This is a genomic window from Pseudomonas sp. SF2 (assembly GCF_036858055.1).
Taxonomy (GTDB): Bacteria; Pseudomonadota; Gammaproteobacteria; order Pseudomonadales; family Pseudomonadaceae; genus Aquipseudomonas.
Window position 1 is genome coordinate 1 of the sequence record NZ_JAMBDI010000074.1, and the last position, 17,521, is coordinate 17,521.

14 protein-coding genes, 3 tRNA genes and 1 pseudogene are annotated in these 17,521 nt (G+C 64.6%); 12 read left to right on the forward strand and 6 right to left on the reverse strand.

The genetic code is table 11. From position 1 onward, the window contains the following. Window positions 1-35 precede the first annotated feature (35 nt). The 4 genes from M2S36_RS24665 to M2S36_RS24680 form a co-directional block, all read right to left on the reverse strand. On the reverse strand, window positions 36-1,097 hold the full coding sequence (locus tag M2S36_RS24665) for a hypothetical protein (protein WP_333958009.1): 1,062 nt from the start codon (window positions 1,095-1,097) through the stop codon (window positions 36-38). Between the two features lie 95 nt (window positions 1,098-1,192). Next, window positions 1,193-1,861 (reverse strand): GntR family transcriptional regulator, encoded by a 669-nt coding sequence (locus tag M2S36_RS24670; RefSeq protein ID WP_207835170.1) that lies wholly within the window; start codon window positions 1,859-1,861, stop codon window positions 1,193-1,195. Window positions 1,862-1,877: 16 nt separating this feature from the next. After that, the gene (locus tag M2S36_RS24675; RefSeq protein ID WP_207835172.1) at window positions 1,878-2,582 is read right to left on the reverse strand and encodes a FadR/GntR family transcriptional regulator; all 705 of its coding nucleotides are present in this window, start codon (window positions 2,580-2,582) and stop codon (window positions 1,878-1,880) included. A gap of 44 nt (window positions 2,583-2,626) precedes the next feature. Further along, window positions 2,627-3,937 carry a C4-dicarboxylate transporter DctA gene (locus tag M2S36_RS24680; protein ID WP_003260726.1) on the reverse strand — a complete coding sequence of 437 codons (1,311 nt, stop codon included), beginning with the start codon at window positions 3,935-3,937 and terminating at the stop codon, window positions 2,627-2,629. Between the two features lie 492 nt (window positions 3,938-4,429). Here M2S36_RS24680 and M2S36_RS25240 point away from each other — a divergent pair. From M2S36_RS25240 to M2S36_RS24690, 3 genes and pseudogenes are all read left to right on the forward strand, one after another. Then, window positions 4,430-4,759 (forward strand): annotated as a pseudogene (locus M2S36_RS25240) (PAS domain-containing protein); the annotation flags it as partial. 108 nt (window positions 4,760-4,867) lie between these two features. Next, a complete protein-coding gene (locus tag M2S36_RS24685; RefSeq protein ID WP_442969531.1) occupies window positions 4,868-5,995 on the forward strand; it encodes a methyl-accepting chemotaxis protein in 1,128 nt (375 codons plus the stop codon). Between the two features lie 13 nt (window positions 5,996-6,008). Next, entirely contained in the window at window positions 6,009-7,697 is a 1,689-nt protein-coding gene (locus M2S36_RS24690) for a putative bifunctional diguanylate cyclase/phosphodiesterase (protein ID WP_333958011.1), read from the forward strand. A 232-nt stretch (window positions 7,698-7,929) separates the two neighbouring features. Here the strand turns inward: M2S36_RS24690 and M2S36_RS24695 are convergent, their stop codons facing one another. Beyond that, the gene (locus M2S36_RS24695; protein ID WP_207835176.1) at window positions 7,930-9,678 is read right to left on the reverse strand and encodes a sigma-54-dependent Fis family transcriptional regulator; all 1,749 of its coding nucleotides are present in this window, start codon (window positions 9,676-9,678) and stop codon (window positions 7,930-7,932) included. 225 nt (window positions 9,679-9,903) lie between these two features. Between M2S36_RS24695 and M2S36_RS24700 the strand changes: the two genes are divergently transcribed. Genes M2S36_RS24700 through M2S36_RS24725 form a run of 6 tightly spaced genes read left to right on the forward strand, consistent with a single transcriptional unit; the run spans window position 9,904 to window position 15,823 of the window. Next, entirely contained in the window at window positions 9,904-10,998 is a 1,095-nt protein-coding gene (locus tag M2S36_RS24700) for an ABC transporter ATP-binding protein (protein WP_233688346.1), read from the forward strand. Further along, entirely contained in the window at window positions 10,998-12,095 is a 1,098-nt protein-coding gene (locus tag M2S36_RS24705; RefSeq protein ID WP_233688345.1) for an ABC transporter ATP-binding protein, read from the forward strand. The genes M2S36_RS24700 and M2S36_RS24705 overlap by 1 nt, the downstream gene beginning before the upstream one ends. Then, complete coding sequence (locus M2S36_RS24710) at window positions 12,092-12,955, forward strand: carbohydrate ABC transporter permease (RefSeq protein ID WP_013971875.1); 864 nt, start codon at window positions 12,092-12,094, stop codon at window positions 12,953-12,955. Before M2S36_RS24705 ends, M2S36_RS24710 begins: the two co-directional genes overlap by 4 nt. 3 nt (window positions 12,956-12,958) lie before the next feature. Beyond that, a complete protein-coding gene (locus M2S36_RS24715) occupies window positions 12,959-13,759 on the forward strand; it encodes a carbohydrate ABC transporter permease (RefSeq protein WP_013971876.1) in 801 nt (266 codons plus the stop codon). A gap of 12 nt (window positions 13,760-13,771) precedes the next feature. Beyond that, the gene (locus M2S36_RS24720; RefSeq protein ID WP_013971877.1) at window positions 13,772-14,044 is read left to right on the forward strand and encodes a DUF2160 domain-containing protein; all 273 of its coding nucleotides are present in this window, start codon (window positions 13,772-13,774) and stop codon (window positions 14,042-14,044) included. A gap of 39 nt (window positions 14,045-14,083) precedes the next feature. After that, window positions 14,084-15,823, forward strand: coding sequence for an ABC transporter substrate-binding protein (locus tag M2S36_RS24725; protein WP_333958012.1), 1,740 nt, complete (start codon window positions 14,084-14,086; stop codon window positions 15,821-15,823). Between the two features lie 184 nt (window positions 15,824-16,007). Here M2S36_RS24725 and folD read toward each other — a convergent pair whose 3' ends face one another. Next, complete coding sequence (folD, locus tag M2S36_RS24730; protein WP_063914005.1) at window positions 16,008-16,862, reverse strand: bifunctional methylenetetrahydrofolate dehydrogenase/methenyltetrahydrofolate cyclohydrolase FolD; 855 nt, start codon at window positions 16,860-16,862, stop codon at window positions 16,008-16,010. A gap of 271 nt (window positions 16,863-17,133) precedes the next feature. Here folD and M2S36_RS24735 point away from each other — a divergent pair. The 3 genes from M2S36_RS24735 (at window position 17,134) to M2S36_RS24745 (ending at window position 17,464) form a co-directional block, all read left to right on the forward strand. Next, window positions 17,134-17,210, forward strand: a tRNA-Arg gene (locus M2S36_RS24735). 41 nt (window positions 17,211-17,251) lie between these two features. Then, window positions 17,252-17,327, forward strand: a tRNA-His gene (locus M2S36_RS24740). A gap of 52 nt (window positions 17,328-17,379) precedes the next feature. Then, window positions 17,380-17,464: transfer RNA gene (locus M2S36_RS24745), tRNA-Leu, on the forward strand. The last annotated feature ends 57 nt before the right edge of the window (window positions 17,465-17,521 follow it).

Genomic DNA, 17,521 nt, shown 5'->3' on the forward strand with positions numbered 1-17,521 from the left:
GTCGTACACCGCGAAGAGGCCAGTACAGACAATGGCTAAGGCGGCAGGCGAATGATCAAAGGCTCCTGCTGTTGCTTCACCTGCTGCTCAACCGGTTGTTCAGCCGGCCGCGGCGCACTGGCCAGCAAACTGTCCTCGACCTGCCCCGACAGGTAATACACCCCTGCCATGGCCCCGCTCTGGCGGTTCTCCATCAGTTCCTGCCATTCCTGGCTCAGCGCCACGTTGAGGATCACCCGCAGCTGCTCGACCATCTGCGGGTGTTCGCGGTCATGGGTCATGATTCCGTAGCCGGCTGCCGCAATCGAAATCATCGCCCCCGCCACCTTGCCCACCGCTGACGCCACGGCGCTGGCGATGCCGCGCGGGGCCAGGGTGGCGCCGAGTTTTTCGCTGGCCTGGTTGGCTACCGAGTTCAGCCCGACATCGGTCTTCCCGGGGCCCTTGCTGGCCTGCTGGTGGAGGTGTTGGCGCATGGCTTGCCAGGCCGGTTGCTGGGCCAGCGACTTGGCCCGCAGCAGTTGATACAGGCTGGCATTACGCGCATCTGGCGGCCCCAGGGCGATGGCGGGAATGCGGTTGAGGCGCTGGCTGAACTGCTCGGGGGGCGCGTTGTAGCGGCTGATGATGGCCGGCAGCTGCTGGCCGAGCAGTTGCAGGTACAGCTCGCAGGCACGGTCGCGGATGCCTTCGGGGTTGATCTGCTCGGCCACCGGTTCGATCACCCGCTTGTGGTACTGCTCCTGCAGGTACAGCGCCAGACGTTTTTCTGCCGGCTCCCGGCCTTCGCCGCTGTCGATCTTGTACCAGGCCACCTTGAGGGTCAGCCACTGCTGGGTCCAGTAGCCGGTGAACCAGGGGATGAAGTCGCTTTCGGTGCGCCGCTGTACCTGTTCCTTCCACACCCGCATGGAGCGCCGGGCATAGTCGTTGGCCGAGCTGGCGGCGCCGACCGAGGCGTCGATCAGTTCCTGGTCGATGCGTTGCCAGGTGGCGGGGGTGAGCACCACGGGTGGCGGCGGGGCAGGTGGAGGCTTGCCTGCGCAGCCGGCCAGGGCCAGCAGCAGGCACAGCAGCAGGAGGACTCGAGTGCTCACGCAACCGCCTCCCTGATAGAGGCTGGGGTGGTTCTCGGAGTATAGGGTGGGGTTGAGGGGGCTGCCGTGCAGCCCATCGCCGGCAGCGGCCCGGGTCAATCCAGGTCGAGCTTTTCTTCCAGGCGGTCGAGGTGCTTGTGCATCAGCCCTAGCGCCGCCTCGGCATCACCGTGCTCCACGGCATCGATGATCGCCGCATGTTCCTCCCACGCGCAGTGGTCGCAGCACGGCGACTCGTAGCGGGCGATGATCAGCGAGGTCATCGGCACCAGGCCATTGAGAAACCGCGCCAGTGGCGCATTGGCGGCCACTTGCGCCAGTTTCAGGTGAAACTCGCCGCCCAGGCGAATCGCCGCACAACGCTCGCCGTTTTCATGGTGCTGGCGCTCGCGTTCCACCAGTTGCCGCAGCTGGCGAATCTGCACTGGCCGGGCGCGTTGCGCGGCCAGGGTGATCAGCGTGGTTTCGGCCAGGCGCCGGGCGCTGAGCACCTGGCGTGCCTGCTCCGGGTCGGGCGCGGCCAAATGCGCAGTGTGGCTGGGGCGCTGCACCACCACCTGCTGGTCGGACAGGCGCCCGAGCACGCGGCGGATCACTGTACGGCTGACACCAAAGGCATGGCCCAGCGCCTGTTCGGGCAACAGGCTGCCAGGTGGCAGGCGCTGTTCGAGGATGGCATCGAACAGCCGCGGGTAGATCTGCTCGGCCGACAGGCGGGTTTCGCCAGCCGCGAGCAGGGTCGGCAAGTGGGGGGCGGCGTTCATGGTCGCTCTCCTTGGGTCATGGATGCGGGTGTTCGTCCGGGATGTTCAACGGGATGCCCATGCGCAGCCCTTCGGCCAGGATGTGCTGGCGCATCTGGGCGCTGGCCTGGGCGCTGCTGCGTTCACGTATGGCACGCACCACCGCTTCGTTCTCCTTCAGCCGTGCGGCCAGGTGCTCTGGCGAATTGCGCAGCATGTCGGCGCTCTGCTTGAGGGCATTGCCGGTCTGTTGCACCACGCTCTGGAAGATCGGGTTGGTGGTCAGGGCGAACAGCGCTTCATGGAAAGCGATATAGGCGCGGACTCCGGCTTCGCTGTCATCGGCCTCCAGCGCTTCACGCATGTCCATCAGGGTCAGGCGCAGCTGGCCGATGTCCTGGCTGTTGGCCGACTGCGCCACCAGGCCGACGATGAAGGGTTCAAGGGTGTAGCGCAGCTCCAGCACGTCGGCCAGGCTGGCTGCGGTGCTGGTGTCCAGGCTCGGTTCCTGGCCTGCAGCGTCGGCATCCAGCACCAGCACGCCCTTGCCTGGCAGCGAGCGCACCAGGCCCAGGGTTTCCAGCACGGTCACCGCTTCGCGCAGGCTGGGGCGGCTGATGCCCAGTTGTTCGGCCAGCTCGCGCTGGCCTGGCAGCATGTCGCCGGTACGCCATTGGCCGCGGGCGAGGGCCTGGCGCAGTTTTTCCACCACTGAGTTGACGACGGTCGATGAGCTGATCACGGTTCGCTCCTGGAAGGGCCGGCGTCGGTGCCGGCCACGTTCGCTCAGAATTCCTGTTGATGGGGGTTGGGCTGCTTGCGTGGCGTGGGGGCGAAGCCGGGTTTGCCGTCGAGCACGTTGTGCGCACGCTCCAGGTCGATGTCCTTCTCCCAGCGGGCGATGGCCACGGTGGCCACGCAGTTGCCGATCAGGTTGGTCAGCGCCCGGCCGATGCCCATGAACCAGTCCACCGCCAATACCAGTACCAGGCCGACCACCGGGATCGCCGGCACGGCGGTCAGGGTAGCGGCGAGGATCACCAGCGCCGAGCCTGGGATGCCGTGAGCCCCCTTGGAAGTCACCAGCGACACCAGCAGGATGGTCAACAGGTCGGTCATTGCCAGTGGCGTGCCGGTGGCGTTGGCAATGAACACGATGGCCAGGGTCAGGTAGATGGAGAAGCCATCGAGGTTGAACGAATAGCCGGTGGGGATCACCAGGCCGACGGTGGAACTGCCGATGCCCAGGTGCTCCAGCTTGCGCATGATCTGTGGCAGTACGGCGTCGGACGAGGCGGTGCCCAGCACGATGGTCAGCTCTTCACGCAGGTACTTGATCAGCGGCAGCAGCTTCAGGCCCGACAGGCGCATGACCGTGCCCAGCACGATCAGTACGAAGCCGGCGCAAGTCAGGTAGAACAGCGCCACCAGCCCACCCAGGTGTTGCAGCGATTCCAGGCCGTACTTGCTGGTGGTGAAGGCGATGGCGCCGAACACGCCGATGGGGGCCAGGCGCACGATCATGCCCATGATGCGGAAGATCACGTGGCTCAGCTCGTTGATCAGTCGCGAGATGCCGGCTGCGGAATCGCCCACCAGGTTCAGTGCGCTGCCGAACAGTACCGAGAACAGCAGCACCTGGAGAATGTTGTTGTCGGCGAAGGCGCCGATCACCGAGGTGGGGATCAGGTCCATGAAGAACGCCGTCGCGCCATGGATGTGCTGGCCGCGCTCGGCCAGGCTGCTGGCGTCGGCGCTGGACAGTTGGTCCAGGTGGATGTTGGCGCCGCTGCCGATGCCGCTGGTGAAGGCGAACACCAGGCCGATCACCAGTGCCAGGGTGGTCAGCACTTCGAAGTAGATCACCGACTTCAGGCCGATGCGCCCGACCTTTTTCAGGTCGCCGGCACCCGAGATGCCGCTGACCACCACGCAGAACACGATCAGGCCGATGAGCATCTTGATCAGCTTGATGAAGCCGTCGCCAAGGGGTTTGAGTTGCAGGGAGAGGTCGGGGAAGCTGAGACCGCAGGCGATGCCGAGGGCAAGGCCGAGCACGACTTGCAGGAAGATCGAACGCGAGCACCATTTGAGCATGGGAGGGATCTCTGATCGGTGTCCTTGCTTCGGTAGCCGCACGGGGCGAAAGAGCGCAGGACTTAATTATTGTGGTCTTACCGGTTTGTTCAGTGCGAAGCCATGAAAGCGCGAAAAATCCTACATTGCAAGGATTTTTGGCCTTACCGGTCTGACCAGTTATGGGGCAATCCGGCCTGCCGGGCTCTGGTTCGGTGCATGGGGTTGGATCGGCAGTTCGCAGGCGAACCGCCGATCCCACAGGGACTGCGCACATGAATCAGATCAGGCTTTGGCCAGTGCCTGTGCACAGCTGCAATCAGCTTGCCAAGCGCCACGCCGACTTCAAAATTTTTGATAACGCTATGATTCGTAAGGTTTATTTGCATTATGTGGCTGACCTCGTAGAATCCGCGCCCGACCGGGAAGTCACTAAAGGGCCGATTACGGGGTATTCATCCTGGTAATCGCCCGCGAGCAGGCTCCTGGCGTTTAAATGAATGGAGTCTCATTGTGCGTCTCAACCTTCCGGTCACCCCGGTCGAGCAACGTTTCCCACCTGATCAACGGCTGATTTCCGCTACCGACATCGCCAGCCTGATCACTTACTGCAACCCCGAATTCGCCGCCATCAGTGGGTACAGCGAGGCCGAACTGATCGGCAGCCCGCACAACCTGGTGCGTCACCCGGACATGCCGCCGGCGGTGTACGCGTTGATGTGGCGCTACCTGAAGGCCGGCAAGAGCTGGATGGGCATCGTCAAGAACCGCTGCCGCAATGGTGACTACTACTGGGTCAATGCCTATGTCACACCCATCCTCGAAGCCGGGCGGGTGGTTGGCTATGAGTCGGTGCGGGTCTGCCCCACGCGTGAGCAGGTGGCCCGTGCCGAGGCCCTGTATGCGCGCTTGCGCAATGGCCAGGCGGTGTTGTCGTGGCCACGTCGGCTGATGCTGCTGGCGCAGGCCCTGGCCCTGCCGCTGGCGAGCGGGCTGCTGGCGCTGGGCGCCAACCAGCTGTGGCCAGGCCTGGTGGGGCAGGGGCTGACCGTAGGGCTGTTGGTGGCCTATGGCCTGTGGGCGCGCGATGCCGTCGGGCGGCAGATGCAGCAGGTTGTGCAGGGGGCCGCCGGCACTTTCGCCGACCCGATCGCGGCCTTGACCTACAGCGACCTGCCCGGTGCCGCCGGGCAACTGGAACTGATGCTGATCAGTGAGGAGGCACGGCTGAAAACCGCGCTGACCCGGTTGAGCGACCTCGCGGCGCAAATGGCCGTGGCTGCCCATGATGCCGGGCAGTTGTCCCGCAGTACCGAGTCGGCCTTGCTGGAGCAGCGTGCGGAAACCGACCTGAGCGCCACCGCCATGAACCAGATGGCAGTGTCCATCGGTGAAGTGGCCAGGCATGTGCAGCTGACCGCCGCCGAGGCCCACACCGCGCATCTGCTGGCCGAGCAGGGCAGCCAGGTGGCCGATGCCAGTGGCGCGGCGATTCGCACCCTGGCCGGTACCGTGGCCCAGATCAACCAGGCGGTCAGCCACCTGGCTGGTCAGACCGGTGCAATCGCCGAGGCCACCGGGATGATCCGCGGCATTGCCGAGCAGACCAACCTGCTGGCCCTCAACGCAGCCATCGAAGCGGCCCGTGCGGGCGAGCAGGGCCGCGGCTTTGCCGTGGTCGCCGACGAAGTGCGGGCACTGGCCGACAAGACCCGGCAGTCTACCTTGCACATCCAGGCCATCATCGATGCCCTGCGCAGTGGCGCCGAGGAAGCCGTGGCGATCGCCAGCCAGGGCATCGACGGTGCCGAGCAGGGCGTTGCCCAGGTGCAGGAAGCCCGGCAGGCGCTGCATGGCATTCGTGACGCGGTGCAGCGCATCAGCGACATGAGCCAGCAGATGGCCACGGCCTCGCAGCAGCAGTCGGCAGTAGCCGCAGACGTTTCACGGCAGATCAATGGCGTGGCCGGCATTGCCCAGCACAGCGCCCACAGCGCCAACGCTGCCGCTTCGCGCGGCGCCGAACTGGAAGAGGTGTGCGCCGGATTGCGCGCCCTCGTGGAGCGCTTCAACCGCTAAGGCAGGATGCTTTATGGATGACATCTATCGTGCGGCCGTGGACGCGGCCGCGATTTTTTCCGAAACCGACCTGCGTGGGACCATCACCTACGTCAACCAGCAGTTCTGCAGCATCTCGGGCTACAGCCACGAGGAGCTGCTGGGCGCCAACCACCGCATTCTCAACTCCGGCCTGCACGAGCCGGAGTTCTTCGTCGGCATGTGGCGGGCGTTGGCCGCCGGCCGGGTATGGAAGGGCGAGATCTGCAACCGCGCCAAGGATGGCTCGCTGTACTGGGTCGACAGCACCATGGTGCCGCTGGTCGACCCGCTAACCGGCCTGGTGCGCAAGTACGTGTCGATCCGTTTCGACGTCACCGAGAAGCGCCAGCTGCTGCATGCCTTGCAATGGCGGGTGGGCCACGACGTGCTCACCGGCCTGCCCAACCGCGCTTACCTGTCCGACCTGCTGAACCAGGCCCTGGCCTACTCGCGCCGTGAAGACATTCCGCTGGCGGTGTGCATGCTCGACCTGGATGGCTTCAAGGCGGTCAACGACGGCTACGGGCATGCCATTGGCGACCTGCTGCTGGTCGAGGTGGCGCAGCGGCTGAAGCACATACTGCGCGGTGGCGACGCGGTGGCCCGGCTCTCGGGAGACGAGTTCGTGCTGATCTTGCGCGACGTCGACGAAGACCGCCAGCTGCATGCGGCGCTGCGTCGGGTGCTGCAGGCACTGGCGGCGCCCTATGTGGTGCGCGAGCACCGCCTGTCGCTTAGCGCCAGTATTGGCGTGACCCTGTACCCGCAGGACGACGAGGACGCCGACACCTTGGTGCGCCATGCCGACCAGGCCATGTACGTTGCCAAGCAGCGTGGGCGCAACCGCTATCACCTGTTCGACGTGTCCCAGGAACAGGAGCTCAAGGCTACCCATCAGACCGTGGCGCGGGTGCGCCGGGCCCTGCACAACGGCGAGCTGTGCCTGTATTACCAGCCCAAGGTCAACTTGCGCAGCGGCCAGGTGCTGGGTTTCGAGGGCTTGTTGCGCTGGCAGCGGCCAGGCCGTGGCCTGGTACCGCCTGGCGATTTCCTGCCTTGGGTGGAGCAGACCGACCTGATCGTGGAAATCGGCGAGTGGGTGCTCGTCCAGGCGCTGAACCAGCTCCAGGTGTGGCAGCACCAGGGGCGGCCCTGGTCACTGAGCGTGAATATCGCCGCGCGGCATTTGCAGCGCAGTGACTTTGCCGAACGCCTGCAGCAGTTGCTGGCGGCGCACCCGGAGGTGGACCCGGCGCGGCTGGACCTGGAAATCGTCGAGTCGGTGGCCATCGACAACCTGCAGCATGTCAGCCGCTGCCTCGATGCCTGCCGCGCGCAGGGTGTGCGTTTCTCCCTGGACGACTTCGGCACCGGCTATTCGTCGCTGAGTTACCTGAAGCGCTTGCCGACCCAGACGATCAAGATCGACCAGTCGTTCGTGCGCGACATCCTGCATGACCAGGACGACCTGGCGCTGACCAGGGCGGTGATCGGCCTGGCGCGGGCGTTTGGCCGTGAGGTGATTGCCGAAGGGCTGGAGAGCGTCGAGCACGGCCGGGTACTGATGGGCCTGGGCTGCGAGCTGGCGCAGGGTTACTGCATCGCCCGGCCGATGCCGGCCAGTGCGGTGCAAGCCTGGGCGCAGGCCTATCGGCAGCCGGCGCAATGGCGCGATCCTTGATAACACGTCAGCGGGTTGGAGAGGGGAGCTTTGCCCATACCGGCTTTTACAGAATTGCTCATTGAATTGGCAGGGACCCTGTGGGAGCGGCTTTAGCCGCGAACACCGGCGCAGCCGGTGCCATGCACCGCGTTGGGTTGTGTGCGGCCAAAGCTGCCCCCAAAGGGATATCCCGGACGTTGAGACGGGGGCTTGCCTGAGCCGGCGATGAGGCCGGTACAGACCAGGGCGATCATCGCTCACGCAACCGCTTGTACAGCGTGGTGCGGCTGATGCCAAGCCTGCGCGCCACCGCTGAAAGGTTGCCGTTGGCTTGCGCCACCAGCGCGTGCAGGTCCGCCTCTTCGGTCGCGACCGGCACAGGCACTTGCGACTCGGCGAGAAATCCCGCAGGCAAGTGTTCCAGGCCGACCGGCCCGTTACCCGCCAAGGCCAGTGCCACCTGCAGCACACTCACCAGTTCGCGCACGTTACCTGGCCAGGGGTGCCGATCGAACAGCTCGATAATGGCCGCAGGCAGCCGCGCGGGTTGCCCGGGGTCGCGGTAGCGCGCATGCACCTGCTCGATCAGCTGTCGGCGGTCACTGCGCTCGCGCAGCGGCGGCAACACCACCGCCAGCCCGGCGATGCGGTAATACAGGTCCTGGCGAAAGCGCCCGGCGCGCACCTCTTCGGCCAGGTCGCGGTTGCTCGCCGACACCACGCGGATATCCACTGCCACCGGTTCGCCGCTGCCCAATGGCTGGATGCTGCGCGACTGCAGCACGCGCAGCAGGCGGGCCTGGGTGGGCAACGGCATGTCGCCGATTTCATCGAGGAACAGGATGCCGTGGTGGGCCTTGCGGATCAGCCCCGGGTTGCCCTTCTGGTGGGCGCCGGTGAACGCGCCCTTGTCGTAGCCGAACAGCTCCGATTCCACCAGCTCGGCCGGGATCGCCGCGCAGTTGACCGCGACCAGCGGCTGGCTGGCGCGGCTGCTGGCCCGGTGCAGGGTGTCGACGAATACCTCCTTGCCGACGCCCGTTTCACCCTGTACCAGCACCGGGATGTCCTTTTCCAACAGCAGGCAGGCCTGTGCCAGAGCCTTCTCCAGGCGTGGCTCAGCGTTGCTGGCGGCGGGGCGGCTGGGGGCCGCGCGCGGCGGCTGCCACTGGCAGTGAAAGCGGTTGCGCCCGATGGCTTGCAGGGCGAAGGGCTGTTGCCGGGGATGGCTGAGCAGCTGTTGCAGGGGCAACTGGAACAGTTGTGCGATGTTCTGCTGCAGCGGGTTGCCGCCGAGCAGGGTGTCGGCCCGGTGATTGGCGGCCAGCACCTGCCCGTGCTCATCGAACACCAGCAGGCCGGCCCAGGGGCTGTCGAGGTTGTCGGAGGCGCTGTTGAAGATCAGTTGCGCGTGCTGGTCGGCATGCTCGGCGAGGATCAGGCGGTTCTCCAGGCTCTGGCCCATCATGCGTACCAGGCCCAGCGTCTGGCTGGCTGGCAGATAGCCGTCGCTGGCCACATCGAGCACCCCGACCAGTTGCCGCGCAGCGTCGAACAGCGGCGCGGCGGCGCTGGACATATAGCGGTTCTGGCGCAGGAAGTGCTCGTCCTGACCGACATGGATCGCCTCGGCGCAGACCAGTGCGGTACCAAGGGCATTGGTGCCGACGCCGCGCTCGTGCCAGTGGGCACCGGCGCTGAAGCCATGCTGCTGGCGCGGCTCGATGAAACGCCGCGAGCCCCAGCTGTCGAGCAGGCAGCCGCTGGCATCGGCCAGCATCACCAGGTAGCTGGCATTGCCCAGCAGGTGCGCATACTGCGGCAGCACCGCTTCCCGGGTCAGGCGCAGCAGGGCCTGGCGCCGCTCCAGCAGGGCGCTCAGCTCGGCGTGGGTCAGGCAGTCGAAGTCCGGGGCGTGCTGGGGTTGCAAACCGTGGTCGCGGCAGCGGGCCCAGGAGGCCTGGATCAGTTGGGCATGGGGTGAAGCGGATGCGGCCATGGGCCTGTCCTGTGTGATTGTTGTCATGGGGCCGACCGCTGTTCAGTGTTGTGCACGGTTGTTCAATGTCAAACCGGCAAGTGTTCAGTTGTTCAGTGCTTGTGTTCATTTGTGAACCTGCGATTGGCCGGGGCTTGCCTGGCAGGCCCCGGGTCAGACGGTTGCGGTGCAACTGGCACGAAACTGGCTGTGCCCGGCAGACAACAACCACAAGAAGGCCACGCCATGTCTCTGGTGCTGGAACAGGTCAGCCGCAGCGTCGACAACCAGGCCTGGATCGTCGATGCCTCACTGCGTTTCGAGCCCGGCTCGTTCAACGTGCTGCTGGGCCGCACCCTGGCCGGCAAGACCAGCCTGATGCGCCTGATGGCCGGGCTCGACCGCCCGGACCGGGGGCGGGTGCTGATGGATGGCCAGGACGTGACTGGCGTGCCGGTGCGCCAGCGCAATGTGTCGATGGTGTATCAGCAGTTCATCAATTACCCGACCCTCAACGTGTACGAGAATATTGCGTCACCGCTGCGCCAGGCACGCATGGCCGAGCCCGAGATTCGCCGGCGGGTGCAGGAAACCGCCGAGATGCTGCGCATCGAAGCCTACCTGCAGCGCCTGCCGCTGGAGCTGTCCGGTGGCCAGCAGCAACGCACGGCGATGGCTCGGGCGCTGGTCAAGGATGCCTCGCTGATCCTGTTCGACGAGCCGCTGGTCAACCTCGACTACAAGCTGCGCGAGGGCCTGCGCCAGGAACTGCGCGAACTGTTCGCGGCGCGCCACTGCATTGCCGTGTATGCCACCACCGAGCCCAACGAGGCGCTGGCACTGGGCGGCACCACCACCCTGGTGCATGAGGGCCGTATCGTCCAGAGCGGGCCTACCGCCGAGGTCTACCAGCGTCCGGGCAGCGTGCTGGCTGCCGAGCTGTTTTCCGAACCACCGATCAACCTGGTGCCTGGCCGTATCAGCGGCAACGATGTGAGCCTGGCCCAGGCCGTGCACTTTGCCCGCAATGCCGACTTGCGGCCGCTTGCCGAGGGTGACTACCGCTTTGGCGTACGGCCCAGCCACATCAGCCTGGTGCCGGCTCACGACGACGACCTGGAATTGTCGGTGCTGGTGGAGCTGGCCGAGATCAGTGGTTCAGAAACCTTCCTGCATGTGCGCAACGAACATTGGCGCATGATCCTGCACCTGCCAGGGGTGCACGAATACCAGGTGGATACGCCGATCCGCGTGTTCATCCCTACCCACAAGCTGTTCGTGTTCGACAGCGCCGGGGCGCTGGTGCAGGCCCCGGGGCTGCGCCAGGCAAGGAGAGGGTGATGGCCGAAATTCGCCTGCGCCAACTGGCGCACAGCTACAGCCGGCAGCCCGCCAGCGAGGCGGACTATGCCCTGCACGCGCTGGAGCATGTGTGGGAGCAGGGCGGTGCCTACGCCTTGCTCGGGCCGTCGGGCTGCGGCAAGTCGACCTTGCTCAACATCATTTCCGGGCTGCTGACACCGTCCCACGGCGAGGTGCTGTTCGACGGCAAGCCGGTCAACCAGCTGTCACCGCAGGCACGCAACATCGCCCAGGTGTTCCAGTTCCCGGTGGTGTACGACACCATGACGGTGTTCGACAACCTGGCGTTTCCCTTGCGCAACCAGGGGCTGGACGCAGCCCGGGTGCAGGCCCGGGTGGAGGAGATTGCCGAGGTGCTTGATCTGTCGGCCGTGCTGCGCAAGAAGGCGCGCAACCTCAGTGCCGACGAAAAGCAGAAGGTCTCCATGGGCCGTGGGCTGGTGCGCGATGACGTGTCGGCGATCCTGTTCGATGAGCCGCTGACGGTGATCGACCCGCACCTGAAGTGGAAGCTGCGGCGCAAACTCAAGCAGATCCACGAGCAGTTCAACATCACCATGATCTACGTCACCCACGACCAGTTGGAGGCCTCGACGTTCGCCGACAAGATCGCGGTGATGCATGGCGGGCGCATTGTCCAGTTCGGTACCCCGCGCGAACTGTTCGAACGACCGCGGCATACCTTCGTCGGTTACTTCATCGGCAGCCCGGGGATGAACCTGATCGAGGTGCGCGCCGAAGCGGACGGGGTGGTGTTCGGCGATATTCACCTGGAGCTGCCCGACGGCTTGCGCGAGCGCCTGGCAGCGACGGCGGGCGGGCGCCTGCAGGTGGGCATCCGCCCGGAATTCGTGCAGCTGTGGGACAGCCCGTTCGATGACGCCTACCCGGCGCGGGTGCTGGACATCGAGGACCTGGGCACCTACCGCATCGTCACCCTTGAACTGGGCGGTGTGGCGCTCAAGGCGCGCCTGGGCGAGGACCGCCCGCTGCCGGTGGACCAGGCCTGGGTCAGCCTGCCGGCGCAGTGGCTGATGCTGTACCTGGACGATGTGCTGCTGGAGGCCGGGCCATGAACAAGGTGCCGAACAACAAGGCCTGGTGGCTGGTGCTGCCGGTGTTCCTGCTGGTGGCATTCAGTGCGGTGGTGCCGATGATGACGGTGGTCAACTACTCGGTGCAGGACATCTTCGACCAGTCCAACCGCTACTTCGTCGGCGCCGACTGGTACCGCCAGGTGCTGCGCGACCCGGCGCTGCACGATGCACTGCTGCGCCAGTTCATCTATTCCGCCTGCGTGCTGCTGATCGAGATCCCGCTGGGCATCGCCATTGCCCTGACCATGCCGACCAAGGGGCGCATGGCTTCGGTGTGCCTGATCGTCATGGCCATCCCGTTACTGATCCCGTGGAACGTGGTCGGCACCATCTGGCAGATTTTCGGCCGTGCCGATATCGGCCTGCTCGGCGCCACCCTGGCCAAACTCGGGGTCAGCTACAACTACGCCGGCGACCCGTTCGACGCTTGGCTGACCGTGCTGGTGATGGATGTGTGGCACTGGACGTCGCTGGTGGCGTTGCTCTGTTACTCAGGGCTGCGCGCCATTCCCGATGTGTACTACCAGGCTGCGCGCATCGACCGCGCCTCGGGCTGGGCGGTGTTCCGCCATATCCAGTTGCCCAAGCTGAAGAACGTGCTGCTGATCGCGGTGATGCTGCGCTTCATGGACAGCTTCATGATCTACACCGAGCCCTTCGTGCTGACCGGTGGCGGGCCCGGCAACGCCACCACCTTCCTCAGCCAGACCCTCACGCGCATGGCTGTCGGGCAGTTCGACCTGGGCCCGGCGGCGGCGTTCTCGCTGGTGTACTTCCTGATCATCCTGCTGGTGTCGTGGCTGTTCTACACAGCCATGACCCATGCCGACAAGGACTAGGCCATGAGCACACGCAAATCGCTGGCCCTGCTGCTGTACTTCTTCTTCCTGCTGGTGCCGATCTACTGGCTGCTGAACATGTCGTTCAAGAGCAACACCGAGATCCTCGGCGGCCTGACCCTGTGGCCACAGGCGTTCACCCTCGACAACTACCGGGTGATCTTCACCGATGCCAGCTGGTACAGCGGCTACATCAATTCGCTGTACTACGTGTGCCTGAACACGCTGATTTCACTGCTGGTGGCGCTGCCTGCGGCGTATGCCTTCTCGCGCTACCGCTTCCTTGGTGACCGGCACCTGTTCTTCTGGCTGCTGACCAACCGCATGGCGCCACCGGCGGTGTTCCTGCTGCCGTTCTTCCAGCTGTATTCGTCGATCGGCCTGTTCGATACCCATATCGCCGTGGCCCTGGCCCACTGCCTGTTCAATGTGCCGCTGGCGGTGTGGATCCTCGAGGGGTTCATGTCCGGTGTGCCGAAGGAAATCGACGAAACGGCCTACATCGATGGCTACAGCTTCCCGCGCTTCTTCGTGAAAATCTTCATTCCGCTGATTGGCTCCGGCATCGGCGTGACGGCGTTTTTCTGTTTCATGTTTTCCTGGGTCGAGCTGCTGCTGGCGCGCACCCTGACCTCGGTGAATGCCAAGCCGATCGCCGCGGTGATGACCCGAACCGTGTCGGCCTCGGGCATCGATTGGGGTGTGCTGGCGGCGGCGGGGGTACTGACCATCTTGCCGGGCATGCTGGTGATCTGGTTCGTGCGCAACCATGTGGCCAAGGGCTTCGCCCTGGGCCGGGTGTGAGGAGGGCAAGGCATGGAGTGGATGGCCTGGACCTTGCCGACGGCGCTGTTCTTCGCCGCCGTCGGCGTGCTGCTGCTGGGCATGACGCTGCTGGAATTGCGCCGCCCCTGCGTGGAGCGGCGTGGCTTCCTGCCGCTGGTCACCAGCCGTGGCGACCGCTTGTTCATCGGCCTGCTGGCCAGCGCCTACCTGCATTTGCTGGTGGTTGGCGTCAGCGAGTGGCCATTGTGGGTGGCCTCGCTGCTGTCGCTGGCGTGGCTGGTGGTGGTGCTGCGCTGGGGCTGAGCGAGCGGCCCTGTGGGATAACTGAAACGGGAGATCACAATGTTCGACAACAAGTACAACAGGCGACATTTGACCCTGGCGGCGTTGCTGGTACTGGCCAGCGTGCAGGGCACAGCCTGGGCAGACCAGTACGAGGACGCGGCCAAGAAGTGGCTCGGCAGCGAGTTCAAGCCTTCGACCCTTACCCCTGAACAGCAGTTGGCCGAGTTGAAGTGGTTCATAAAGGCTGCCGAGCCGTTCCGTGGCATGAAGATCAACGTGGTGTCGGAAACCATCACCACCCATGAATACGAGTCCAAGGTGCTGGCCAAGGCCTTCAGCGAAATCACCGGTATCCAGCTGACCCACGATTTGCTGCAGGAAGGCGACGTGGTGGAAAAGCTGCAGACACAGATGCAGTCGGACAAGAACATCTATGACGGCTGGGTCAACGACTCCGACCTGATCGGTACGCACTTTCGCTACGGCAAGGTGGAATCGATCACCGACCTGATGGCCAACGAAGGCAAGGACTACACCTCGCCGACCCTGGACCTGAAGGACTTCATCGGCATTTCCTTCACCACCGCGCCGGATGGCAAGGTCTACCAACTGCCCGATCAGCAGTTCGCCAACCTCTACTGGTTCCGTGCCGACTGGTTCGAACGGCCCGAGCTGAAGGCCAGGTTCAAGGAAAAGTACGGCTACGAGCTTGGCGTACCGGTGAACTGGTCGGCCTACGAGGACATTGCCAGGTTCTTCACCGAAGACGTCAAGGAAATCGACGGCAAGCGCGTCTATGGCCACATGGACTACGGCAAGAAAGACCCGTCGCTGGGTTGGCGTTTCACCGATGCCTGGTTCTCGATGGCGGGTGGCGGCGACAAAGGCCTGCCCAATGGTTTGCCGGTGGACGAATGGGGCATCCGCGTGGAGGACTGCCACCCGGTGGGTTCCAGCGTGACCCGAGGCGGCGACACCAACGGCCCGGCCGCCGTCTATGCCACACAGAAATACGTGGACTGGATGCGTGCCTATGCGCCCAAGGAAGCCCAGGGCATGACCTTCTCCGAAGCCGGCCCGGTGCCGGCCCAGGGCAACATTGCCCAGCAGATCTTCTGGTACACCGCGTTTACCGCCGACATGACCAAGCCCGGGTTGCCGGTGGTGAATGCCGATGGCACGCCGAAGTGGCGCATGGCGCCTTCGCCGAAGGGGCCGTACTGGGAGGAGGGCATGAAGCTGGGCTACCAGGACACTGGCTCGTGGACCTTCTTCAAGTCCACCCCCGAGAAGCAACGCCTGGCGGCGTGGCTGTACGCCCAGTTCGTCACCTCCAAGACCGTGTCGCTGAAAAAGACCATCGTTGGCCTCACGCCGATTCGCGAATCGGACATCAACTCCCAGGCCATGACCGAGCTGGCGCCCAAGCTGGGCGGGCTGGTGGAGTTCTACCGCAGCCCGGCGCGGGTACAGTGGACGCCAACCGGTACCAATGTGCCGGATTACCCGCGCTTGGCGCAGTTGTGGTGGAGCCACATCGCCGAGGTGGCCAGTGGCGAGAAGACCCCGCAGGAAGCGCTGGACGGCCTGGCCCGCGACCAGGACCGGATGATGGAGCGCTTGCAGCGGTCCAACGCTCAGGCCAGGTGCGCACCGAAGCTGAACCCGGAGAAGGATGCCCAGTACTGGTTCGACCAGCCCGGTGCGCCGAAACCGAAGCTGGCCAACGAAAAGCCCAAGGGCGAGACGGTCAGCTACAGCGAACTGCTGAAGTCGTGGGAGGCGGCCAGGAAGTGATCGGCTGAATACCGCGCGGGCCTCTTCGCGGGTAAACCCGCTCCCACAGGGACCGTGCAGTCCACGAAGGCTGTGATGTCCCCTGTGGGAGCGGGTTTACCCGCGAAGAGGACGGTGCAGCCATCAAGAAACTCAGCCAAAAAAAACGGCACCTGCCAGAGGTGCCGTTTTCATTCACGCGGTATTACTTGTGCAGCTCTTCCGCCGCATACAGCGTGTTTTCCAGCAGGCATGCCCGGGTCATCGGCCCGACGCCACCTGGCACCGGCGTGATCCAGCCGGCGCGCGGCAGGGCGGTCTCGTAGACTACGTCGCCGACCAGCTTGCCGTCTTCCTGGCGGTTGATGCCCACGTCGATGACAATGGCGCCTTCCTTGATCCATTCACCCTTGACCAGGCCCGGCTTGCCTGCGGCCACGACCACCAGGTCGGCGCGGCCGACGTGGCCGGCCAGGTCCTTGGTAAAGCGGTGGCAGACAGTCACGGTGCAGCCGGCCAGCAGCAGTTCCATGGCCATCGGGCGGCCAACGATGTTGGACGCACCGACGATGACCGCGTTCATGCCGTACAGGTCCTGGCCGGTGCTTTCCAGCAGGGTCATGATGCCCTTCGGCGTGCACGGGCGCAGCAGCGGGATGCGCTGGGCCAGGCGGCCGATGTTGTAAGGGTGGAAGCCGTCCACGTCCTTGTCCGGGCGGATGCGCTCGAGCAGCAGCGAGGCGTCCAGGTGCGCCGGCAGCGGCAGCTGCAGCAGGATGCCGTCGACGGCCGGATCGTCATTGAGGCGGTCGATCAGCTCGGTCAGGGCCTGCTGCGAGGTTTCGCTAGGCAGGTCGAACGCCTGCGAAATGAAGCCGACCTCTTCGCAGTCCTTGCGCTTGTGCGAGACATAGACTTGGGAGGCGGGGTCGGTGCCGACCAGGATCACCGCCAGGCCCGGAGTGCGCAGGCCTTGCTGGCGACGCTCCACGACACGTTGAGCGATCTGCTGGCGCAGGCTGGCGGCGATCGCCTTGCCATCGATTAGGTGTGCAGTCATAGACGCGTGATTAACCATCGAGAAGGAAACAATTAAAGAGGGCGCATTCTCGCACGACACGGGCCAAGGGCAAAGGCGGGTGGTCGGGCAAATCCCCTAAGCCCTTAAATAATTTAAATTTTTTTTAGAAAGGTGTTGACGACTTTCAGGCTCGCCTATAAGATTCGCCGCACTTGTCGGGCACAGCCTAGCACTGGTTGGCGAAGTCGGGCAGAATGAGTGGTTTAGCAGTTATCTGTTAATGTCTCGTTCGGTTAGGCTTCAAGCTTAAGCGCCCGTAGCTCAGCTGGATAGAGCATCCGCCTTCTAAGCGGATGGTCGCAGGTTCGAGTCCTGCCGGGTGCGCCATTAGGCAGCTTTGGCAAGCAAGTAGGCTGTAATGCAATATGGTGGGCGTAGCTCAGTTGGTAGAGCGCTGGATTGTGATTCCAGTTGTCGTGGGTTCGATTCCCATCGTCCACCCCATATTCTTCAAAGGCGCCTCGATAGCATCTGGCGCCTTTGTTTTAAGCGTTACGCGGACGTGGTGAAATTGGTAGACACACTGGATTTAGGTTCCAGCGGCGCAAGCTGTAAGAGTTCGAGTCTCTTCGTCCGCACCATGCTTCTGTAAGGCTGTACCGCAACATCGCAAGACCGCAATATGGTGGGCGTAGCTC

What these genes read in the sequence shown, in the direction of transcription:
- M2S36_RS24710 (WP_013971875.1), top strand. Translation starts at nt 12,092, where the DNA reads ATGAACAAGGTGCCGAACAACAAGGCCTGGTGGCTGGTGCTGCCGGTG.
- M2S36_RS24705 (WP_233688345.1), top strand. Translation starts at nt 10,998, where the DNA reads ATGGCCGAAATTCGCCTGCGCCAACTGGCGCACAGCTACAGCCGGCAG.
- M2S36_RS24690 (WP_333958011.1), top strand. Translation starts at nt 6,009, where the DNA reads ATGGATGACATCTATCGTGCGGCCGTGGACGCGGCCGCGATTTTTTCC.
- folD (WP_063914005.1), bottom strand. Translation starts at nt 16,862, where the DNA reads ATGACTGCACACCTAATCGATGGCAAGGCGATCGCCGCCAGCCTGCGC.
- M2S36_RS24695 (WP_207835176.1), bottom strand. Translation starts at nt 9,678, where the DNA reads ATGGCCGCATCCGCTTCACCCCATGCCCAACTGATCCAGGCCTCCTGG.
- M2S36_RS24715 (WP_013971876.1), top strand. Translation starts at nt 12,959, where the DNA reads ATGAGCACACGCAAATCGCTGGCCCTGCTGCTGTACTTCTTCTTCCTG.
- M2S36_RS24680 (WP_003260726.1), bottom strand. Translation starts at nt 3,937, where the DNA reads ATGCTCAAATGGTGCTCGCGTTCGATCTTCCTGCAAGTCGTGCTCGGC.
- M2S36_RS24700 (WP_233688346.1), top strand. Translation starts at nt 9,904, where the DNA reads ATGTCTCTGGTGCTGGAACAGGTCAGCCGCAGCGTCGACAACCAGGCC.
- M2S36_RS24685 (WP_442969531.1), top strand. Translation starts at nt 4,868, where the DNA reads ATGCTGCTGGCGCAGGCCCTGGCCCTGCCGCTGGCGAGCGGGCTGCTG.
- M2S36_RS24720 (WP_013971877.1), top strand. Translation starts at nt 13,772, where the DNA reads ATGGAGTGGATGGCCTGGACCTTGCCGACGGCGCTGTTCTTCGCCGCC.
- M2S36_RS24670 (WP_207835170.1), bottom strand. Translation starts at nt 1,861, where the DNA reads ATGAACGCCGCCCCCCACTTGCCGACCCTGCTCGCGGCTGGCGAAACC.
- M2S36_RS24725 (WP_333958012.1), top strand. Translation starts at nt 14,084, where the DNA reads ATGTTCGACAACAAGTACAACAGGCGACATTTGACCCTGGCGGCGTTG.